The sequence below is a fragment of the Cellulosimicrobium sp. Marseille-Q8652 genome (assembly GCF_965112045.1).
The window spans coordinates 350,633-368,352 of the sequence record NZ_CBCOPS010000001.1; the positions used below are offsets into that span (position 1 = coordinate 350,633).

General features: G+C 74.4%; 13 protein-coding genes. 8 read left to right on the forward strand and 5 right to left on the reverse strand.

Features of this window, described 5'->3' with window-relative positions; genetic code table 11:
- Positions 1–62 precede the first annotated feature (62 nt).
- Together ACWPWV_RS01530 and ACWPWV_RS01535 are read left to right on the forward strand one after the other, a co-directional pair.
- On the forward strand, positions 63–1,871 hold the full coding sequence (locus tag ACWPWV_RS01530) for an ABC transporter transmembrane domain-containing protein (protein ID WP_454041238.1): 1,809 nt from the start codon (positions 63–65) through the stop codon (positions 1,869–1,871).
- Positions 1,868–3,610, forward strand: coding sequence for an ABC transporter ATP-binding protein (locus ACWPWV_RS01535; protein ID WP_454041239.1), 1,743 nt, complete (start codon positions 1,868–1,870; stop codon positions 3,608–3,610). The genes ACWPWV_RS01530 and ACWPWV_RS01535 overlap by 4 nt, the downstream gene beginning before the upstream one ends.
- Before the next feature lie 34 nt (positions 3,611–3,644).
- Here ACWPWV_RS01535 and ACWPWV_RS01540 read toward each other — a convergent pair whose 3' ends face one another.
- Positions 3,645–4,538, reverse strand: coding sequence for an SURF1 family protein (locus ACWPWV_RS01540; RefSeq protein WP_454041240.1), 894 nt, complete (start codon positions 4,536–4,538; stop codon positions 3,645–3,647).
- A gap of 242 nt (positions 4,539–4,780) precedes the next feature.
- Here ACWPWV_RS01540 and ACWPWV_RS01545 point away from each other — a divergent pair, with 242 nt between their 5' ends.
- From ACWPWV_RS01545 to ACWPWV_RS01565, 5 genes are all read left to right on the forward strand, one after another.
- Positions 4,781–7,282 carry a phosphoketolase family protein gene (locus tag ACWPWV_RS01545; protein WP_454041241.1) on the forward strand — a complete coding sequence of 834 codons (2,502 nt, stop codon included), beginning with the start codon at positions 4,781–4,783 and terminating at the stop codon, positions 7,280–7,282.
- Positions 7,279–9,399 carry a phosphate acetyltransferase gene (pta, locus tag ACWPWV_RS01550; protein WP_454041242.1) on the forward strand — a complete coding sequence of 707 codons (2,121 nt, stop codon included), beginning with the start codon at positions 7,279–7,281 and terminating at the stop codon, positions 9,397–9,399. The genes ACWPWV_RS01545 and pta overlap by 4 nt, the downstream gene beginning before the upstream one ends.
- Positions 9,396–10,655 (forward strand): acetate/propionate family kinase, encoded by a 1,260-nt coding sequence (locus ACWPWV_RS01555; protein ID WP_454041243.1) that lies wholly within the window; start codon positions 9,396–9,398, stop codon positions 10,653–10,655. Before pta ends, ACWPWV_RS01555 begins: the two co-directional genes overlap by 4 nt.
- A gap of 97 nt (positions 10,656–10,752) precedes the next feature.
- Positions 10,753–11,700, forward strand: coding sequence for a DUF4031 domain-containing protein (locus ACWPWV_RS01560; protein ID WP_454041244.1), 948 nt, complete (start codon positions 10,753–10,755; stop codon positions 11,698–11,700).
- A gap of 83 nt (positions 11,701–11,783) precedes the next feature.
- Positions 11,784–12,419: a SanA/YdcF family protein gene (locus ACWPWV_RS01565; RefSeq protein ID WP_454041245.1), complete on the forward strand. Its 636-nt coding sequence runs from the start codon at positions 11,784–11,786 to the stop codon at positions 12,417–12,419.
- Between the two features lie 16 nt (positions 12,420–12,435).
- Here ACWPWV_RS01565 and ACWPWV_RS01570 read toward each other — a convergent pair whose 3' ends face one another.
- Genes ACWPWV_RS01570 through ACWPWV_RS01585 form a run of 4 tightly spaced genes read right to left on the reverse strand, consistent with a single transcriptional unit; the run spans position 12,436 to position 16,826 of the window.
- Positions 12,436–14,091 carry a succinic semialdehyde dehydrogenase gene (locus ACWPWV_RS01570; protein ID WP_454041246.1) on the reverse strand — a complete coding sequence of 552 codons (1,656 nt, stop codon included), beginning with the start codon at positions 14,089–14,091 and terminating at the stop codon, positions 12,436–12,438.
- A gap of 9 nt (positions 14,092–14,100) precedes the next feature.
- Positions 14,101–15,138 carry a GNAT family N-acetyltransferase gene (locus ACWPWV_RS01575; RefSeq protein WP_454041247.1) on the reverse strand — a complete coding sequence of 346 codons (1,038 nt, stop codon included), beginning with the start codon at positions 15,136–15,138 and terminating at the stop codon, positions 14,101–14,103.
- A 4-nt stretch (positions 15,139–15,142) separates the two neighbouring features.
- Positions 15,143–15,694 (reverse strand): GNAT family acetyltransferase, encoded by a 552-nt coding sequence (locus ACWPWV_RS01580; protein ID WP_454041248.1) that lies wholly within the window; start codon positions 15,692–15,694, stop codon positions 15,143–15,145.
- Positions 15,695–15,701: 7 nt separating this feature from the next.
- Positions 15,702–16,826: a GuaB3 family IMP dehydrogenase-related protein gene (locus tag ACWPWV_RS01585; protein WP_454041249.1), complete on the reverse strand. Its 1,125-nt coding sequence runs from the start codon at positions 16,824–16,826 to the stop codon at positions 15,702–15,704.
- A gap of 173 nt (positions 16,827–16,999) precedes the next feature.
- Here ACWPWV_RS01585 and ACWPWV_RS01590 point away from each other — a divergent pair, with 173 nt between their 5' ends.
- Positions 17,000–17,695 (forward strand): exonuclease domain-containing protein, encoded by a 696-nt coding sequence (locus ACWPWV_RS01590; protein WP_454041250.1) that lies wholly within the window; start codon positions 17,000–17,002, stop codon positions 17,693–17,695.
- Positions 17,696–17,720 lie beyond the last annotated feature (25 nt).

A 17,720-nucleotide genomic window follows, 5' to 3' on the forward strand; every position in this document is an offset into this window, starting at 1 on the left:
GGTGGCTTGTTCCGCGTTATTACATGGCTCCGTGTCGGACGCCGAACCGAGGGTAGAACACCGTGCGACCCCTCCCCCTCCCCGACCCGGGGACCCCTCCGCTCACCACGCCCGCACGCATGCTGGCGTGGCAGGCGTGGCGCCAGCGCGGCATCCTCGCGATGGCGCTGCTCGTCGGCGCGCTCACCATGCTCGGCCAGGCCGCCACCCCCCTCCTGTTCGGCCGCGTCGTCGACGACGGCCTCACGAGCGGGTTCGGCCGCGAGCTCTTCCTCGGCATCGGGGCCCTCCTCGCCGTCGCGGTCGTCATGGTGGGGGCGGGCGCGCTGAGCCACCGGTACGACGTCGAGAACTGGCTCCGGTCCGCCTTCGCCTTCTCGCAGGTCGTCGGGTACAAGGCGTCCCGCTCGGGCCACGCGATCACGCGCAAGCTCCCGACGGGCGAGGTGGTCGCCGCCGTCGCCAACGACGCCCTGCGCACCGGCGAGATCTTCGCCATGGCGGGCCGGTTCCTCGGCGGCGTGCTCGCCTACGTCGCGGTGACGGTCGTGCTGCTGTCCCAGAACCTCACGATCGGGCTCGTCATCGCGCTCGGGATCCCCGTGGTCGCGGCGATCCTCGCGCTCCTCGTCAAGCCGCTGCAGTCGCGCCAGGCCGCGCAGCGCGAGGCCACCGGGCGCCTGACGTCGCTCGGCGCCGACACCGTCTCCGGCCTGCGCATCCTGCGCGGCATCGGCGGCGAGGAGGTCTTCGCCGGCCGCTACGCCGCGCAGTCGCAGACCGTGCGGCGCGAGGGCGTCCGCGTGGCCGTCGTGCAGTCGTACCTCGACGGCCTCCAGGTGCTGCTGCCGGGCCTGCTGGCGGTCGCGGTGGTGTGGCTCGGCGCCCACGCCGCGGTCGCGGGCGAGATCACGCCGGGTCAGCTCGTCACCTACTACTCCTACGCGGCGTTCCTCGCGTGGCCGGTCCAGATGGCCACGCAGATGCTGCAGATGACCATCCGCGGGCTCATCTCGGCGGGCAAGATCCAGGACGTCCTGCGGATCGAGGCGGCCACGCGCCCGTCGGCCACGCCGCGTGCCGCGCCCGCGCCCGGCGCCCCGCTCGTCGACGAGACGAGCGGCCTCGTGCTCGAGCCGGGGCGGGTCGTGGGCCTGGTCTCGGCCGACCCGGACACGTCGGCGCGCGTCGCGACGCGCCTCGGCCGGTTCGACGACGACGCCGAGTCCGCCACGCCCGTCCGGCTCGGCGGGGTCCTCCTCGCCGACCTCGACACCGAGGACCTGCGGCACCGCGTCGTCGTCGCCGAGGCGACGAGCCACCTGTTCTCCGGGGTCCTCGGCGAGGAGCTCGACGCGCGCGGGCGGGCGGTGGAGGAGGCTCTGCTCCAGGCGGTCCTCACGGCCGACGCCCAGGACGTCCTCGACTCCGTGCCCGGCGGCCTCGCGGGCGACCTGCCCGAGAAGGGCCGGTCCCTGTCCGGCGGGCAGCGGCAGCGCGTCGCGCTCGCCCGGGCGCTGCTCACCGAGCCGGAGATCCTCGTGCTCGTCGAGCCGACCAGCGCGGTCGACGCGCACACCGAGGCACGGATCGCCGAGCGCGTCGCCGCGGCGCGGCACGGCCGCACCACGCTCGTGGTCACCGCGAGCCCGCTCGTGCTCGACCACCTCGACGACGTGAGCCTGCTCGACGACGACGGTCGCGTCGTCGCGCACGGCACCCACGCGGAGCTCCTCGCCCGGCGGGACCGGGCCGGAGCCGCGTACCGCGCCGTCGTGGGCCGCAGCATGACCGACGACGACCCGGCCGGCACCGACCACCGGGCGACGAGCCGCACCGACGACCACGAGACCGCAGGGAGCGCCCGATGAGCGACCGGAAGCTGCCGATCGCCGACGGCGCGCAGGTGCGCCGGACCACCGCGGCGCTGTTCCGCCGGCACCGCCGCGCTCTCACGCGCGTCGCCGTGCTGCACACGCTCGCAGCCGTCGCGGGCCTCGCCGGGCCGTTCCTGCTCGGCCGGATCGTCGACGAGGTCGCCGACGGGACGACGGTCGCGCAGGTCGACCAGCTCGTGCTCGTCGGGCTCGCGGCCGTGCTCGTGCAGTCCGTGGTCGTGCGGTTCGCGCAGCGCGTGTCGATGATCTTCGGCGAGGAGGTCTTCGCGGACCTGCGCGAGGAGTTCATGGACACCGTCACGCGGCTGCCGCTCTCGACCGTGGAGAGCGCCGGGACGGGCGACCTCGTGGCGCGCACCACCAACGACGTCAACAAGCTCCAGCACGCGATCCGGTTCGGCATACCGCGCGTCCTGGTGTGCGTCGTGACGATCACGCTCACGCTCGTGGCGGCGTTCCTCGCGGCGCCGCTCGTCGCGCTCGGCCTGCTGGTCGGCGTGCCGATCGTCGTCGTCGCGACCCGCTGGTACCTCGCGCGCGCCACCCCGGGCTACCTGCGCGAGTCCGCCGCCTACGCGACCCTCAACGGCACCATCACCGAGACCGTGGAGGGGGCGCGCACGGTCGACGCCCTGCACCTGGGAGGTCGGCTGCGCCGCCGCATCGACAGCGACCTGCGCGAGGCGTTCGCGGCGGAGGACTACACGCTGCGGCTGCGCATGCGCCTCATCCCGTCGATCGACGCCGCGGTCGCGCTCGCGCCGATCGTCGTCCTCCTGTGGGGCGGGTGGCTCGTGTCGCAGGGGCACGCGACGGTCGGCACGGTGACCACCGTCGCCGCGTTCGGGTTCCAGATGGGCGGGCCGGTCTTCGACCTGGTGTTCTGGCTCGACGAGCTGCAGGTCGCCGCGGTGTCGCTCGCGCGCGTCGTCGGCGTCGGGCTCGTCTCCCCGGACCGCGAGGCCGGCACCGCCGTCCCGGCCGACGAGCACGTCGTCGGACGGGGCGTGCGCTACGCCTACCGGGAGGGCCACGACGTGCTCCACGGGATCGACCTCGACCTGCGTGTCGGCGAGCGCCTCGCCGTCGTCGGTCCGTCGGGCGCGGGCAAGTCCACGCTCGGCCGCATGCTCGCGGGCATCCACCCGCCCACGGGCGGCTCGGTGACGGTGGGCGGCGTCCCGCTCGTCGAGCTGCCGCTGGAGGACCTGCGCCGGCACGTCGCGCTCGTCACGCAGGAGCACCACGTGTTCGTCGGCACCCTCGCGGAGAACCTGCGCCTCGCGGACGTCGACGCGACCGACGACGCGCTCCTCACCGCGCTCGAGGCCGTCGACGCGCGCGGATGGGTCGAGGCGCTGCCGGACGGTCTCGCGACGGAGGTCGGCTCGGGCGGGCACTCCCTGACGCCGGCCCAGGCGCAGCAGGTCGCGCTCGCCCGCCTCGTGCTCCTGGACCCGCACACGCTCGTGCTCGACGAGGCGACGTCGCTCCTCGACCCGCGCGCAGCCCGTCACCTGGAGCGCTCGCTCAACGCGGTGCTCGAGGGCCGGACCGTCGTCGCGATCGCGCACCGGCTGCACACCGCGCACGACGCGGACCGCGTCGCGGTCGTCGACGGCGGTCGGATCAGCGAGATCGGCCCGCACGACGAGCTCGTCGCGGCCGGCGGCGACTACGCCCGGCTGTGGCACTCCTGGCAGCGGGAGTAGCGCCCACGACGCCGTCCGCTCGCGAGATCGACCGTCAGAGGGTCGACGTCGGAGCGCTCGGGTCGTTCTCGCGATCGCCCGGCAGCCCGGCGATCCCGTCGTCGTCGCCCCGCGACCCGCGGCGCACCCCGGCGGCCTCGTCGCGCACGAGCCGCAGCCACAGCAGCACGGCGAACCCGCCGAACACCCACCACTGCAGCGCGTAGAAGAGGTTCTGCAGGTTGAGACCCGTGCCGCCCTCGATCGTGGGGCGGGGCAGCAGGGCGGGACCGCCGTCGGCCGGCGACGTCTGCGGCGGGTCCGACGCGATGAGCACGAGGTAGCCCGAGTACATCGGCCCGCCCCACGCGTTGACGAGCGACCCCGTGGAGATCGAGTCGGTCTGCCCGTCCGGCAGCACCTCCTCGCCCGCGGCCTCCGACGCCTGCAGGTAGCCGGTGAGCCGCACCTCGCCCTGCGGCACGGCGAGCGCGGCCGCGTCGTCGGGCGACGCGACCCAGCCCCGCACCACCGGCAGCACCGGCGCCCCCGAGAGGTCGGCCCACGAGTCGCCGCCCGTGCCGTCGTCGGTGACGTGCAGCGGCGTCAGCACGAGGTAACCCACCTCGCCGTCGAGCGCGCGACCGGCGACGAGCAGCTGCTCCGAGGCGTCGTACTCGCCCTCGACCCACGCCTGGCGCCCGACGAGCTCGCCCGGGAAGGTGGACTGCGGCGGGAGCAGGACCCCGAGCCCTTCCGGTCCCTCGGCGGCCGCCTCGGCCGCCTCCTGCTGCGCCGCCAGCTCGGCGCGCTGCTGCGCCCGGTCGAGCTGCCACACGCCGAGGCGGGCGCACACCGCCGCCGCGACGAGGAACAGGACGAGCAGGCCGACCATGCGCGGCTGACGGGCGACCGCCCAGAGCGAACGACGGGGAGCGGACTCGGGCACGGCCCCACCGTATCCGTGCGCCGGTCGGGGTCCCGTATCCGCGGGGCCGATCCGACGGACGTCACACCGGCGCGGTGTCCCGTCGGCGGCCCCGCGGAGCCGGTCGGGACCTTCGGCCCTTTCTGACCGTCCGGGTGCACGTCACACCGCGGTCTCGCTCGGAACCTCGTGCAGGGCCGGGGTGGATGGGGTTGTATGAAGCCGTAGTCGTTCGCGAACCCTTCCCCCTGCTGGAGCGTGAGATGAGCACGACCACCGCCACCGAGTCCACCGCCTGGCGTCCCGCCGAGGTCGCCCCGCTCGACGAGGAGACGCTGCGTCGTGTCGACTCGTGGTGGCGCGCCGCCAACTACCTGTCCGTCGGCCAGATCTACCTCCTGGCCAACCCGCTCCTGCGCACGCCGTTGTCGCGGGACGACGTCAAGCCGCGCCTCCTCGGCCACTGGGGCACGACCCCGGGCCTCAACTTCCTCTACGCGCACCTCAACCGCGCGATCGCCCAGCGCAAGCAGTCGACGATCTACGTCGCAGGACCGGGGCACGGCGGACCGGGCCTCGTCGCGAACGCCTATCTCGAGGGCACGTACTCCGAGACGTACACGGACATCACGCAGGACACCGAGGGCCTGCGCCGGCTCTTCCGCCAGTTCTCGTTCCCGGGCGGCATCCCGAGCCACGTGGCGCCGGAGACCCCCGGCTCGATCCACGAGGGCGGCGAGCTGGGCTACGCGCTCTCGCACGCGTACGGCGCGGCGTTCGACAACCCGGACCTGCTCGTCGCGGCGGTCGTCGGCGACGGCGAGGCCGAGACGGGCCCGCTCGCGACGAGCTGGCACTCGAACAAGTTCGTCAACGCGCGCAACGACGGGGTCGTGCTGCCGATCCTGCACCTCAACGGCTACAAGATCGCCAACCCCACGGTCCTGGCGCGCATCAGCGACGACGAGCTGCGCGACCTCATGATCGGCTACGGCCACACGCCGTACTTCTTCGTCGGCGGCTTCGACGGCGAGGACCACTTCGAGGTGCACCGGCGCTTCGCGCAGCTCCTCGACGAGGTGCTCAACCACATCGCGCAGATCAAGGCGGACGCGGCGGCCGGGAACGACGAGCGCCCCGCCTGGCCGATGATCGTCTTCCGCACCCCCAAGGGCTGGACGTGCCCGCCGGAGATCGACGGCAAGAAGACCGAGGACTCCTGGCGTGCGCACCAGGTGCCGCTCGCGAGCGCGCGGGACACCCCCGAGCACCTCCAGGTCCTCAAGGGCTGGCTCGAGTCGTACCGCGCCGACGAGCTCTTCGACGACGACGGCCGTCTGCGCGACGACATCGCGGCGCTCGCCCCCGAGGGCACGCTGCGGATGAGCGACAACCCGCACACGAACGGCGGCCTGCTCCTCAAGGACCTGCGTCTGCCGGACTTCCGGGACTACGCCGTCGACGTGTCGGGCCCCGGCTCGTCCGTCGCGGAGGCGACGCGCGTGCTGGGCCAGTGGCTCACCGACGTCGTGCGCCTCAACCCGGACAACTTCCGCATCTTCGGCCCCGACGAGACGGCGTCGAACCGTCTGCAGCCGGTGTACGAGGTGACGGACAAGCAGTGGAACGCCGACTTCTACGGCCCCGACGTCGACGAGCACCTGGCGCGCGCCGGCCGCGTCATGGAGATGCTCTCGGAGCACCAGTGCCAGGGCTGGCTCGAGGGCTACCTGCTCACCGGGCGGCACGGGCTGTTCACGAGCTACGAGGCCTTCATCCACATCGTCGACTCGATGTTCAACCAGCACGCCAAGTGGCTCAAGGTCACCAACCACATCCCGTGGCGCCGACCGGTCGCGAGCCTCAACTACCTGCTGTCGAGCCACGTGTGGCGCCAGGACCACAACGGCTTCTCGCACCAGGACCCCGGCTTCATCGACCACGTGGTGAACAAGAAGGCCGAGATCGTCCGGGTCTACCTGCCGCCGGACGCGAACACGCTGCTCTCGACCTACGACCACTGCCTGCGCTCGCGCCAGTACGTGAACGTCGTGGTCGCGGGCAAGCAGCCCGCGCCGCAGTTCCTCTCGATGGACGAGGCGATCGCGCACTGCACGCGCGGCCTCGGCATCTGGGAGTGGGCGGGCACGGAGGTCGAGGGCGAGGACCCGGACGTCGTGCTGGGCAGCGCCGGCGACGTCCCGACGCTCGAGGTGCTCGCCGCCGCGCACATCCTGCGCGAGCGGCTCCCCCACCTCAAGGTGCGCGTCGTGAACGTCGTCGACCTCATGCGCCTGCAGGACGAGAAGGAGCACCCGCACGGCCTGTCCGACAAGGACTTCGACACGCTGTTCACGGCCGACCGGCCGGTGATCTTCAACTACCACGGCTACCCGTGGCTGATCCACCGCCTCACCTACCGCCGCACGAACCACGCCAACATCCACGTGCGCGGGTACAAGGAGGAGGGCACCACGACGACGCCCTTCGACATGGCGATGCTCAACGACATCGACCGGTACCACCTCGTCATCGACGTCATCGACCGCGTCCCGGAGCTGCGCTCGCGCTACGCGGGCCTGCGCCAGGAGATGGTCGACGCGCGCCTCGCCGCCCGGCAGTGGACGCGCGAGCACGGCGAGGACATCCCCGAGGTGCGCGACTGGGTCTGGCCCGACGTCGGCGAGACCGCCACCGAGGAGGGCGGCCCGCAGTACAGCGGCGCGACGGGCGCCGTGCAGGACACAGGAGGAGACAACGAGTGAGCGTTCCCGCTCGCAGCATCTACATCGCCTCGCCGGAAGGCGAGACGGGCAAGTCCACGATCGCGCTCGGGGTCCTCGACCTGCTGGCCCGCAAGGTCCAGCGGGTCGGGGTCTTCCGGCCGGTCACCCGGGCGGCAGGCCCGGACGTCCAGGACTACGTGCTCGAGCTGCTGCTCGCGCACGACGGCGTCGACCTGACCGCCGAGCAGGCGATCGGCGTGACGTACGAGGACGTGCACGCCGACCCCGAGGCCGCCCTGTCGCGGATCGTCGCGCGGTACCACGACGTCGCGAAGGTGTGCGACGTCGTGGTCGTCGTCGGGACGGACTACACCGACGTCGCGGGGCCCACGGAGCTGTCGTTCAACGCGCGCGTCGCCGCGAACCTCGGCGCCCCCGTGCTCCTCGTGGTCTCGGGCAAGGGCCGCACGCCCGACGCCGTGGGGAACCTCATCGAGGTGAGCGTCGCCGAGCTGCGCTCGCAGCACGCGCAGCCGATCGGCGTCGTCGCGAACCGCGTGACGCCCGCCGACCTCGACGCCGTGCGCGCGCTCCTCGCGGCGCCGGGGACCGACGGCGTGGCCGGGTGGGCCGTGCCCGAGGACCCCTTCCTCGACGCCCCGACGGTCCGCACGCTCATGGAGGCCGTCGGCGGGACGCTCGCGTTCGGCGAGGAGGCGCTCCTGGCGCGCGAGGCCACCGACCTGCTCGTCGGTGCGATGTCGTTCGAGCACCTCCTCGACCGGCTCACCGAGGGCGCCGTCGTCATCACCCCCGGGGACCGCGTCGACATCCTCATCGGGCTGCTCGCGGCGCACGCGGCGTCGGGCTTCCCGTCGCTCGCGGGCGTCATCCTCAACGGCGGGTTCTTCCCGCCGGAGTCGACGGCGCGGCTCGTCGCCGACCTCGACCCCAGCCTGCCGATCATCCGCACGGACCTGGGGACGTTCCGCTCCGCGAGCGCCGCCGCGCAGGCCCGCGGCCGCGTGACCAAGGATTCGCAGCGCAAGGTCGACACGGCGCTCGCGCTGTTCGAGCAGAGCGTCGACGGCGCGGCGCTCCTCGCAGGCCTCGACGTCCCGCGGCCCGAGGTCGTCACGCCGCTCATGTTCGAGTACGAGCTGCTCTCGCGGGCGCGCGCCGACCGCAAGCACGTCGTGCTGCCCGAGGGCGACGACGACCGCATCCTGCGCGCGGCGTCCACCCTGCTGGGCCGCCAGGTCGCGGACCTCACGATCCTCGGCGACGAGCAGCGCGTGCGCGCCCGCGCCGCCGAGCTCGGCCTGGACATCGACGCCGCGACGGTCCTCAGCCCGCACGACCCGGAGCACGTCGAGCGGTTCGCCGCCGAGTACGCGCGACTGCGCGCGCACAAGGGCATCACGCTCGACGAGGCGCGCGAGCGCGTCCAGGACGTGTCCTACTTCGGCACGATGATGGTCCACCTGGGCCTCGCCGACGGCATGGTGTCGGGCGCGAAGCACACGACCGCGCACACCATCAAGCCGTCGTTCGAGATCATCAAGACCCAGCCGGGCGTGTCCGTCGTGTCGTCGGTCTTCCTCATGTGCCTCGAGGACCGCGTGCTCGTCTACGGCGACTGCGCCGTCATCCCCGACCCGACGGCCGAGCAGCTCGCCGACATCGCGATCTCCTCGGCCGCGACGGCGGCCCAGTTCGGCGTCGACCAGCGGGTCGCGATGCTCTCCTACTCGACGGGCGAGTCGGGCTCCGGTGCGGACGTCGACAAGGTGCGCCGCGGGACGGCCCTCGTGCGCGAGCGCCGTCCGGACCTCTTCGTCGAGGGCCCGATCCAGTACGACGCCGCGGTGGACGCGTCGGTCGCCGCGTCGAAGATGCCCGGGTCCGACGTCGCCGGGCGGGCGACGGTCTTCATCTTCCCGGACCTCAACACGGGCAACAACACCTACAAGGCCGTGCAGCGCTCGGCCGGCGCCGTCGCCGTCGGGCCGGTGCTGCAGGGGCTCAACAAGCCCGTGAACGACCTGTCGCGCGGCGCGCTCGTGCAGGACATCGTCAACACGGTCGCGATCACCGCGATCCAGGCCCAGACCTCCCCCACCACGAACCCCGCCGCACAGGGAGCCAGCTCATGACGATCCTGCCCGAGGGCGAGCGCCCCAACCCCTACAGCGCGTACGGGGCGCACGGCTCGGTGCTCGTCATGAACTCCGGCTCGTCGTCGCTCAAGTACCAGCTCGTCAACCCGGTCGGCGGGGAGGCGATCGCCGCCGGCACGATCGAGCGCATCGGGGAGGAGTCGGGCATCGTCAAGCACCGGTTCGCCGGGAACACGACGACGCGCGAGCAGGAGGTCCCCGACCACGGCGAGGCCCTGCGCATCGCCCTCGGGCTGTTCGACGAGGTCGGGCCGAACCTCGCGGACGCCGACGTGTACGCCGTCGGCCACCGCGTCGTGCACGGCGGGGCGATCTTCTCCCAGCCCGTCCTCGTCGACGACGAGGTGGTGCGCCAGATCGACGAGCTGTCGCCGCTCGCGCCGCTGCACAACCCGCCGAACGTCACCGGCATCCGCGTCGCGCGCGAGCTCCTGCCCGACGTCCCGCACGTCGCGGTCTTCGACACGGCGTTCTTCACGTCGCTGCCCGACGCCGCGTCCACGTACGCGCTCGACCGCCAGGTCGCCGCCGAGCACGGCGTGCGCCGCTACGGGTTCCACGGTACGAGCCACCAGTACGTCGCCGGCAAGGTCGCGCGCGTCCTCGGCCGGCGCATGGAGTCGCTCAACACCATCGTGCTGCACCTCGGCAACGGGGCCTCGGCCTCCGCGGTGCGCGGCGGCGTCGCGGTCGACACCTCGATGGGCATGACCCCGCTCGAGGGCCTCGTCATGGGCACGCGCACCGGCGACATCGACGCGGCCGTGGTCTTCCACCTCGCGCGCAACGCGGGCATGAGCATCGACGAGATCGACGACCTGTTCAACAAGCGCTCGGGCGTGAAGGGCCTGTCCGGGGTCAACGACTTCCGCGAGCTGCGCCGCCTCATCGACGCGGGCGACGCCGACGCGCAGCAGGCGTTCGACGTCTACATCCACCGCCTGCGCAAGTACGTCGGCGCCTATCACGCGGTGCTCGGCCGGGTCGACGTCGTGGCGTTCACCGCGGGCGTCGGCGAGCACGACGCCGCCGTGCGCGCCGCCGTCGTCGACGGGCTCGAACCGCTCGGGCTGTCGATCGACGCGGACCGCAACGCCGTCGACTCGGGCGAGCCGCGGGTCATCTCCCCGGACTGGACGTCGACGCTCGTCATGGTGATCCCCACGATGGAGGAGCTCGCGATCGCGCGTCAGTGCGTCGAGGTCGTCGAGGGGGCACGTCCGGCTTCCTGAGGACGGCGGTCGAGGCGGTCCAGGCGGGTCGGGGCCGGTCGGGTTCGTCGGGTCCGCGGGTGGTGCCACGTCGGTGCCGGGCTGGCATGCTCGGTGGGTGACCGTCTACGTCGACCCGCCCGCGTGGCCCGCGCACGGGACGCTGTTCAGCCACCTCGTCTCGGACCGTTCGCTCGACGAGCTGCACGCGCTCGCCGGGGCGATCGGCCTGAGCCGGCGGGCGTTCGACCTCGACCACTACGACGTCGCCGCGGAACGGTACGAGGACGCCGTGGCGGCCGGCGCCGTGCCCATCGACGGGCGGGAGCTCGCGCGCCGGCTGGGAGCGTCAGGGCTGCGTGTGCCCGGCCGTGCTCGTCGGGCCGCCAAGGCCGACGCCCTCCTCGCGCGGTGGGACGCCCTGCTGCCCGGCGCGCGGGCCGTCGGGGTCGACCTCGTCGAGCGCTGGCACGAGCCGCACCGGGTCTACCACGGGCCCGAGCACCTCGTGCACGCTCTCGACTCCCTGGCCCTGCTGGAGGGTCGCGCGGCCGGGGTGCCCGACGCCGCACGCTCACCCGGGGTGGTCGGGTCCGGGTCGGCCGCTCGCGCGGCAGCACCGGAAGCCTCGGTCACGCAGCTCGCGATCTGGTTCCACGACGCCGTGCACGACGGCGAGGCGGGCCGGGACGAGGAGCGTTCGGCCGAGCTGGCGACGAGCGCGCTCGCGCCGCACGTCGGCGGCGAGGCGGCCGCCGAGGTCGCGCGCCTCGTCCTGCTCACGACGCACCACGACCCGGCCCCGGCCGACACGACGGGAGGACTGGTCTCGGACGCCGACCTCGCGATCCTCGCCGCCGCACCCGACCGCTACGCGCGCTACGTGCGCCAGGTCCGCGCCGAGTACGCGCACGTGCCGGACGACGCGTTCCGCGCCGGGCGTGCCGCCGTGCTGCGCTCCCTGGTCGCCACGGCTCCGCTCTACCGGACGTCGGCCGCCGCCATGCGCTGGGAGGCGCAGGCCCGGGCGAACCTCGTCGCCGAGCTCGCCGGTCTCGAGGCCTGACGGTCCTCCGAGAGCGGCGACGAGCGGGCGTGTCGTCGGTCCGGTCCGGGCGACGGCGCCGCGCGGGCGGCTAGGGTCGGCGCGTGACCTCGCCGTCCGCCGGATCCTCGCGCCCCCGCACCCGACCACGTCGCCCGCGCCGTCGGGGCCTGGTGCTCGGCGCAGCCGGGCTCGCCGTCGTCGCGGTCCTCCCGTTCCTCGTGGTCCAGGGCGTCGGCAGGTCCCACGTCGCGGCCGCCGACGACGTCCCGGAGAGCGACGCCGTCGTCGTGCTCGGCGCCGGGCTGCGGCCGGACGGCTCGCCCTCGACGTACCTGCGCCGTCGCCTCGACGCGGCCGCTGACCTCTACGCGCGCGGCGTCGCACCGGTGGTCCTCGTGAGCGGCGACGCGCACGACGACTACGACGAGCCCGGCTCGATGCGTTCCTGGCTCCTCGACCGGGGCGTGCCCGACGACGCGATCCTCCTGGACCGCGAGGGCTACGACACGCACGCGACGTGCACCCGAGCCGTCGACGAGTACGGCATCGCGGACGCCGTCGTGGTCACCCAGGGCTACCACCTGCCCCGCGCGCTCTTCTCGTGCCGCGTCGCCGGGCTCGACGCCGTCGGCGTCGGGGTCAGCGCCGCGAGCGTCGAGCCCTGGAAGGCCGTGCTCTACCGGGTGCGCGAGGTCCCCGCGGCGGTCAAGGCGCTGCTCGACGCCGTCGTGCGCTGACCGTCCGCCGGCCGGGTCACGGCATGCGCAGCCGGCGCATGAGGTCGAGCGCCGTCGTGAGCACCCGGCTGGGCAGCTCCCCGCCGAGCTCGTAGAGCGTGTCGAGGCTCAGGCCCTGGTTCACGCCGCGCTGCACGGAGATCGTCTGGGCCTCCGTCAGCGCCTCGATGCCCTCACGACCGTGCCGCCGTCCGAGCCCGGAGGCCTTGAAACCGCCCATCGGCGCGCCCACGGAACCGAAGGTGGCCGAGTACCCGTCGTTGACGTTCACGCTGCCCGCCTCGACCTGTGCCGCGATCCGGCGGCCCCGGGCGACGTCCCGCGTCCACACGCTCGCGTTGAGGCCGTACTCGGAGTCGTTCATGACCCGCACCGCCTCGTCGTCGCTCGCCACGCGGACGACCGACACGACCGGGCCGAACGTCTCCTCGTGCGCGCACCGCGCGTCGTCGGGCACGTCGTCGAGGACGGTCGGCGCGTAGAAGAACGGCCCGATGTCCGCCCGGTGCACGCCGCCCGCGAGCACGCGGGCACCGCGCGCGAGCGCGTCGTCGACGTGCTCGACCACGCGGTCGAGCTGGGCCTGGGACGTGAGCGACCCCATGTCCGCGGAGTAGTCCAGACCGGCGCCGAGCCGCATGGCACGCACGAGCGGCACGAACTCGTCGAGGAACGCGTCCGCGACGGCCTCGTGGAGGACGAGCCTCTCGATCGACACGCACAGCTGGCCCGAGCTGCCGAAGCACGCGCGGACCGCCGCGCGCGCCGCCGTCGGGACGTGCGCGTCGGCTGCGACGTAGAGCGGGTTCTTGCCCCCGAGCTCGAGCGTCGCACCGATGAGCCGCTCGCCGGCGCGCGCGGCGACCTTGCGGCCCGTCGCGGTCGAGCCCGTGAACGCGATGTGGTCCACGTGGTCCGTCAGGGCCGACCCGACGTCCCCGCCGCCCGCGACGACGAGGAACAGGTCGGCCGGGAGCCCCGCGCGCTCGAGGAGCTCGGCCCCCCAGAGGGCCGTCAGCGTGGTCTGCGGGTCGGGCTTCAGGACGACGCCGTTGCCCGCGAGCAGCGCGGGCACCGCCTCGGCGAACGCGAGCGTCAACGGGTAGTTCCAGGGCGCGATGACGCCGACGACGCCCACGGGCCGCCGGTGCACGCGCGTGCCCGTGAGCACGGGCAGCATGCCCGGCGCCCGCCGGTCCGCGAGGTAGCGCGGCCCGCGCACGGCGTAGTGGCGCGTGACGATCGCGACGTCCGCCACCTCCTCGTACGCGCTGCGTCGCGACTTGCCCGACTCCATCTGGACGAGGTCCAGCCCGTCGGACTGCTCGGCGAGCACGAGCTCGCCGAACCGGCGCAGGACGCGTGCCCGCTCGCCCACGGGGACGCGGGCCCACGTGCGCTGGGCCGCGCGCGACCGCGCGACCGCCTCCGCGACGTCGTCCGGCGACGACGTCGGGAAGGCGGCCAGGGGCGCGCCGGTGAACGGCAGGACGGAGCGGTGCGCACCGGACGCGCTGCTCGTGACGATGCGGGCGACGAGCGGCGCGACGACGTCCGGCTCGAGGAAGTACGTCGCGGCGGGGTTCTCCGGGTCGAGCAGGCCGTCGAGCGCGGCGTCGTCGCCGGGGACGGGACCGGGCGAGGGGTTCGAGGCACCCGAGGAGCTGGTCATGGGGACAGGCTACGTCGTCGCGCTGACAGGCAGCTCCCACGTCGTGAGCACCGGCCGGAACCCGTGCCTGGCCCAGAACGGGGCCGACAGCGGGTTGAGCGCACCGTGGTGCAGGAGCACGGTCGTGCCCGGCCCGCTCCCCCGGCGGACGCGCGCGAGAGCCGCCTCGACGAGCGCCGCCCCGAGGCCCTGTCCGCGCTCGGCGTCCCCGACGTGGAGCAGCACGACGTACGCCGCGGGAGTCCGCGTCACCGCGCTCGCGACGCCGCCCGAGAGCCGCGGCGGCTCGACGGCGACGACCCCGACGACCTCCCGGGTCGCGTCGGGCCGTGACGCCTCGGCGACGACCACGGTCGTGTCCGCACGCGCGACGGCCGAGGCGACCTGCGGGACGAGCGTCGCGCGCGCGTCCGCCCGCAGCCGGGCGGAGCCGACGAGCGCGTCGAGCGCGAGCTCGGCGAGCTGGTGCGTCACGACGGCGTCCACGTCCCCGGCGACCGCGTCCCTGAGCAGGACCCTCGGGGGCAGCCCGCGCTCCGCACGGTCGGGTCGCGCGTCCCGACGGGCCGCGAGGTGCGCGGTGGGTCGCAGCCCGGACGCCGTGAGCGCGGCGACCGCCTCGACGTCGCGGCTCGGCCAGGCCACCGCGAGCCCGGTGTCGGGCAGCGGGTCGTCGGTCGCGCCCGCACGACCGGCGCCGTGCCCGGCGTGCACCGCGGCGGACCACGTGGCGACCAGCGCGCCGACGGCACCCGCCACGTCCGGGCCCGCCGCACGCGCGCGCAGACGGTGCTCGCGCAGCGCACGGAACGTCGCGGCCGGCGAGCGCTCGTCGACGTCCGTCCGGGTCACGACCCCTGCGGCGCGCGACCCGTCGGGGAGGCGCACGCCGAGCACGTCGTGCGGGCCGGAGCCCGGAGCGAGGAGGTCCGGCACGGCGACGAGGCCGTCGAGGGCGCGGACCCGCGCACGATGGTCCGCCTCGAGCTCGGCGACCTCCTCGCGCGTGGGGTGCCACGCCGTCCCCACGGGGGTGCCGCCGTTCACGGCGTCACGCGCCGTCGAGCGACCGGCCGAGGACGGTGCACTGCTGGTCGACGTACCCGAGCCGCGCGTAGAACCCCAGGACCGCGTCGTTGGTCGAGCGGACCATGAGCCGGACGGCGCGCGCGCCGACGGCCGCGAGCCACGCCTCCGCGGCCACGACCATCTCCCGCCCGATCCCCGCGCCCCGGACCCGCGGGTCGACGGCGAGGTAGTACACCCAGCCGCGGTGCCCGTCGAGGCCGACCATCGCGGTCGCGACCACGTCGCCGACGCGCGGGTCGGTGCCCGGCGGGGCGGCCGCGTGCGCCACGGGACCGGGCTCCGCCCGCGCCACGAGCACGGTCGACGTCTCGCCCAGGCGCGCGTCCGCGATGTCCCGGTAGGGGTCGTTCCAGGGTCGCGTGAGGCCGCACGCCTGCCAGAGGGCGACGACCGCGTCCACGTCGGCGTCGGCGATCTCGGACACCGCGAGGCCCACCCGGGGGTCGGAGGCTGACGCCCCCGGGTCGGTCGGGCGGTCGAGCGGGACCGGCCCACCGACCCCGGGTGCGCTCACGGAGCGCTCAGCGCGGCTGGTAGGGCGAGACGACGACCTCGACGCGCTGGAACTCCTTGAGGTCGGAGTACCCGGTCGTGGCCATCGCGCGGCGCAGCGCGCCCACGAGGTTGAGCGTGCCGTCCGCCTGGCGGCCCGGGCCGAAGAGGATCTCCTCGAGCGTGCCGGCCGTGCCGACGCTCACGCGCTCACCGCGCGGGAGCTGCGGGTGGTGAGCCTCGGGCCCCCAGTGCCAGCCGCGACCGGGAGCCTCCTCGGCACGAGCGAGCGCCGCGCCGATCATCACGGCGTCGGCGCCGCACGCGACGGCCTTGACCAGGTCCCCCGAGCGGCCGACGCCGCCGTCGGCGATGACGTGGACGTACCGGCCGCCGGACTCGTCGAGGTAGTCCCGACGTGCGGCCGCGACGTCGGCCACCGCCGTCGCCATAGGTGCGTGGATGCCGAGCGAGACGCGGGTCGTGTGCGCCGCGCCGCCCCCGAACCCGACGAGGACGCCCGCCGCACCGGTGCGCATGAGGTGCAGCGCCGCGGTGTACGTCGACGCACCGCCGACGACGACCGGGACGTCGAGCTCGTAGATGAACCGCTTGAGGTTGAGCGGCTCGGCGACGCCCGACACGTGCTCCGCGGAGACCGTGGTGCCGCGGATGACGAACAGGTCGACGCCCGCGTCGACGACGGTCTGGTAGTGCTCCTGCGTGCGCTGCGGCGACAGGGCCCCGGCGACCGTCACCCCCGCCGCACGGATCTCCTTGAGCCGCTGCGTGATGAGGTCCGCCTTGATCGGCTCGGCGTAGATCTCCTGCATGCGCCGGGTCGCCGCGACGGGCTCGAGCTCCGCGATCTCCGCGAGGAGGGACTCCGGGTCGTCGTAGCGGGTCCACAGGCCCTCGAGGTCGAGGACGCCGAGACCGCCGTGCTGGCCGAGCGCGACCGCGGTGGCGGGGCTCATCACGGAGTCCATCGGGGCGGCGATGATCGGCAGCTCGAAGTGGTAGGCGTCGATCTGCCACCCCACCGAGACCTCCTCGGGGTCGCGCGTGCGCCGGGAGGGCACGACCGCGACGTCGTCGAAGGAGAACGCGCGCCGCCCGCGCTTGCCACGTCCGATCTCGATCTCGTTGCTCACCGGGCCAGCCTACCGGCGGCCCGGGCGGCCGGAGCGCCTGTCCGCGCCGTGTCCCGCCGACCCCTGTGGGTGGCCCCTGGGAGGGTGGCGCCACCGTCGGCCGGGCGACCGGGCGGCGGCCCACCGGCCACGCTCGGCCGGACGCAGGAGCGACGGGCACGGAGGCGGTACGGATGAGCTGGACGGCGGGGTCCCTCGTGGCCTTCGACACGGAGACCACGGGGCTCGACGTCGACGTCGAGCGCATCGTCACGGCCGCCCTGGTGCTGCGCGGCCCGACCGGGACCACGGTCCGCACGTGGCTCATCGATCCCGGCGTCGCGATCCCCGCCGACGCGACGGCGATCCACGGCATCGGCACGGCCCACGTCGTCGCGCACGGCGCCGACCCGCGCGAGGCCCTGGACGAGATCGCCTCGCTCCTCGTCGTCCACCAGCGGGCCGGCGTCCCCGTCGTCGCCTACAACGCGGCCTTCGACCTGACCCTGCTCGACGTCGAGCTCGTCCGGCACGGGCTGAGCACGCTCCCCGAGCGGCTCGGTCGTGCCGTCCGCCCCGTGCTCGACCCTCTCGTCCTCGACCGGGCGGCGGACCCGGACCGCGAGGGCAAGCGACGCCTGTCCGACCTGTGCCGGCACTACGGCGTGCGGGAGACCGGCGTCCTGCACACCGCGGACGTCGACGCGCTCGCGACGCTCTCCGTGCTCGACGCGCTCGTGGACGCGCACCCGCACCTGGCCGCCGCGTCCCTCGACGCGCTCCACGACCACCAGGTGGACGCGCACCGCCGCTGGGTGGACGAGCTCGACGACGAGCGGCGCGACCGTCCCTACGTCGGCGCCGGAGCCGACGGGCGCTGGCCCGTCTGAGGTCCGACCTGGGGCTTCACCGTCC

Excerpts from the sequence above, each read along its gene's own strand:
- ACWPWV_RS01535 (WP_454041239.1), top strand. The coding sequence starts at position 1,868 with ATGAGCGACCGGAAGCTGCCGATCGCCGACGGCGCGCAGGTGCGCCGG.
- ACWPWV_RS01545 (WP_454041241.1), top strand. The coding sequence starts at position 4,781 with ATGAGCACGACCACCGCCACCGAGTCCACCGCCTGGCGTCCCGCCGAG.
- ACWPWV_RS01555 (WP_454041243.1), top strand. The coding sequence starts at position 9,396 with ATGACGATCCTGCCCGAGGGCGAGCGCCCCAACCCCTACAGCGCGTAC.
- ACWPWV_RS01570 (WP_454041246.1), bottom strand. The coding sequence starts at position 14,091 with ATGACCAGCTCCTCGGGTGCCTCGAACCCCTCGCCCGGTCCCGTCCCC.
- ACWPWV_RS01590 (WP_454041250.1), top strand. The coding sequence starts at position 17,000 with ATGAGCTGGACGGCGGGGTCCCTCGTGGCCTTCGACACGGAGACCACG.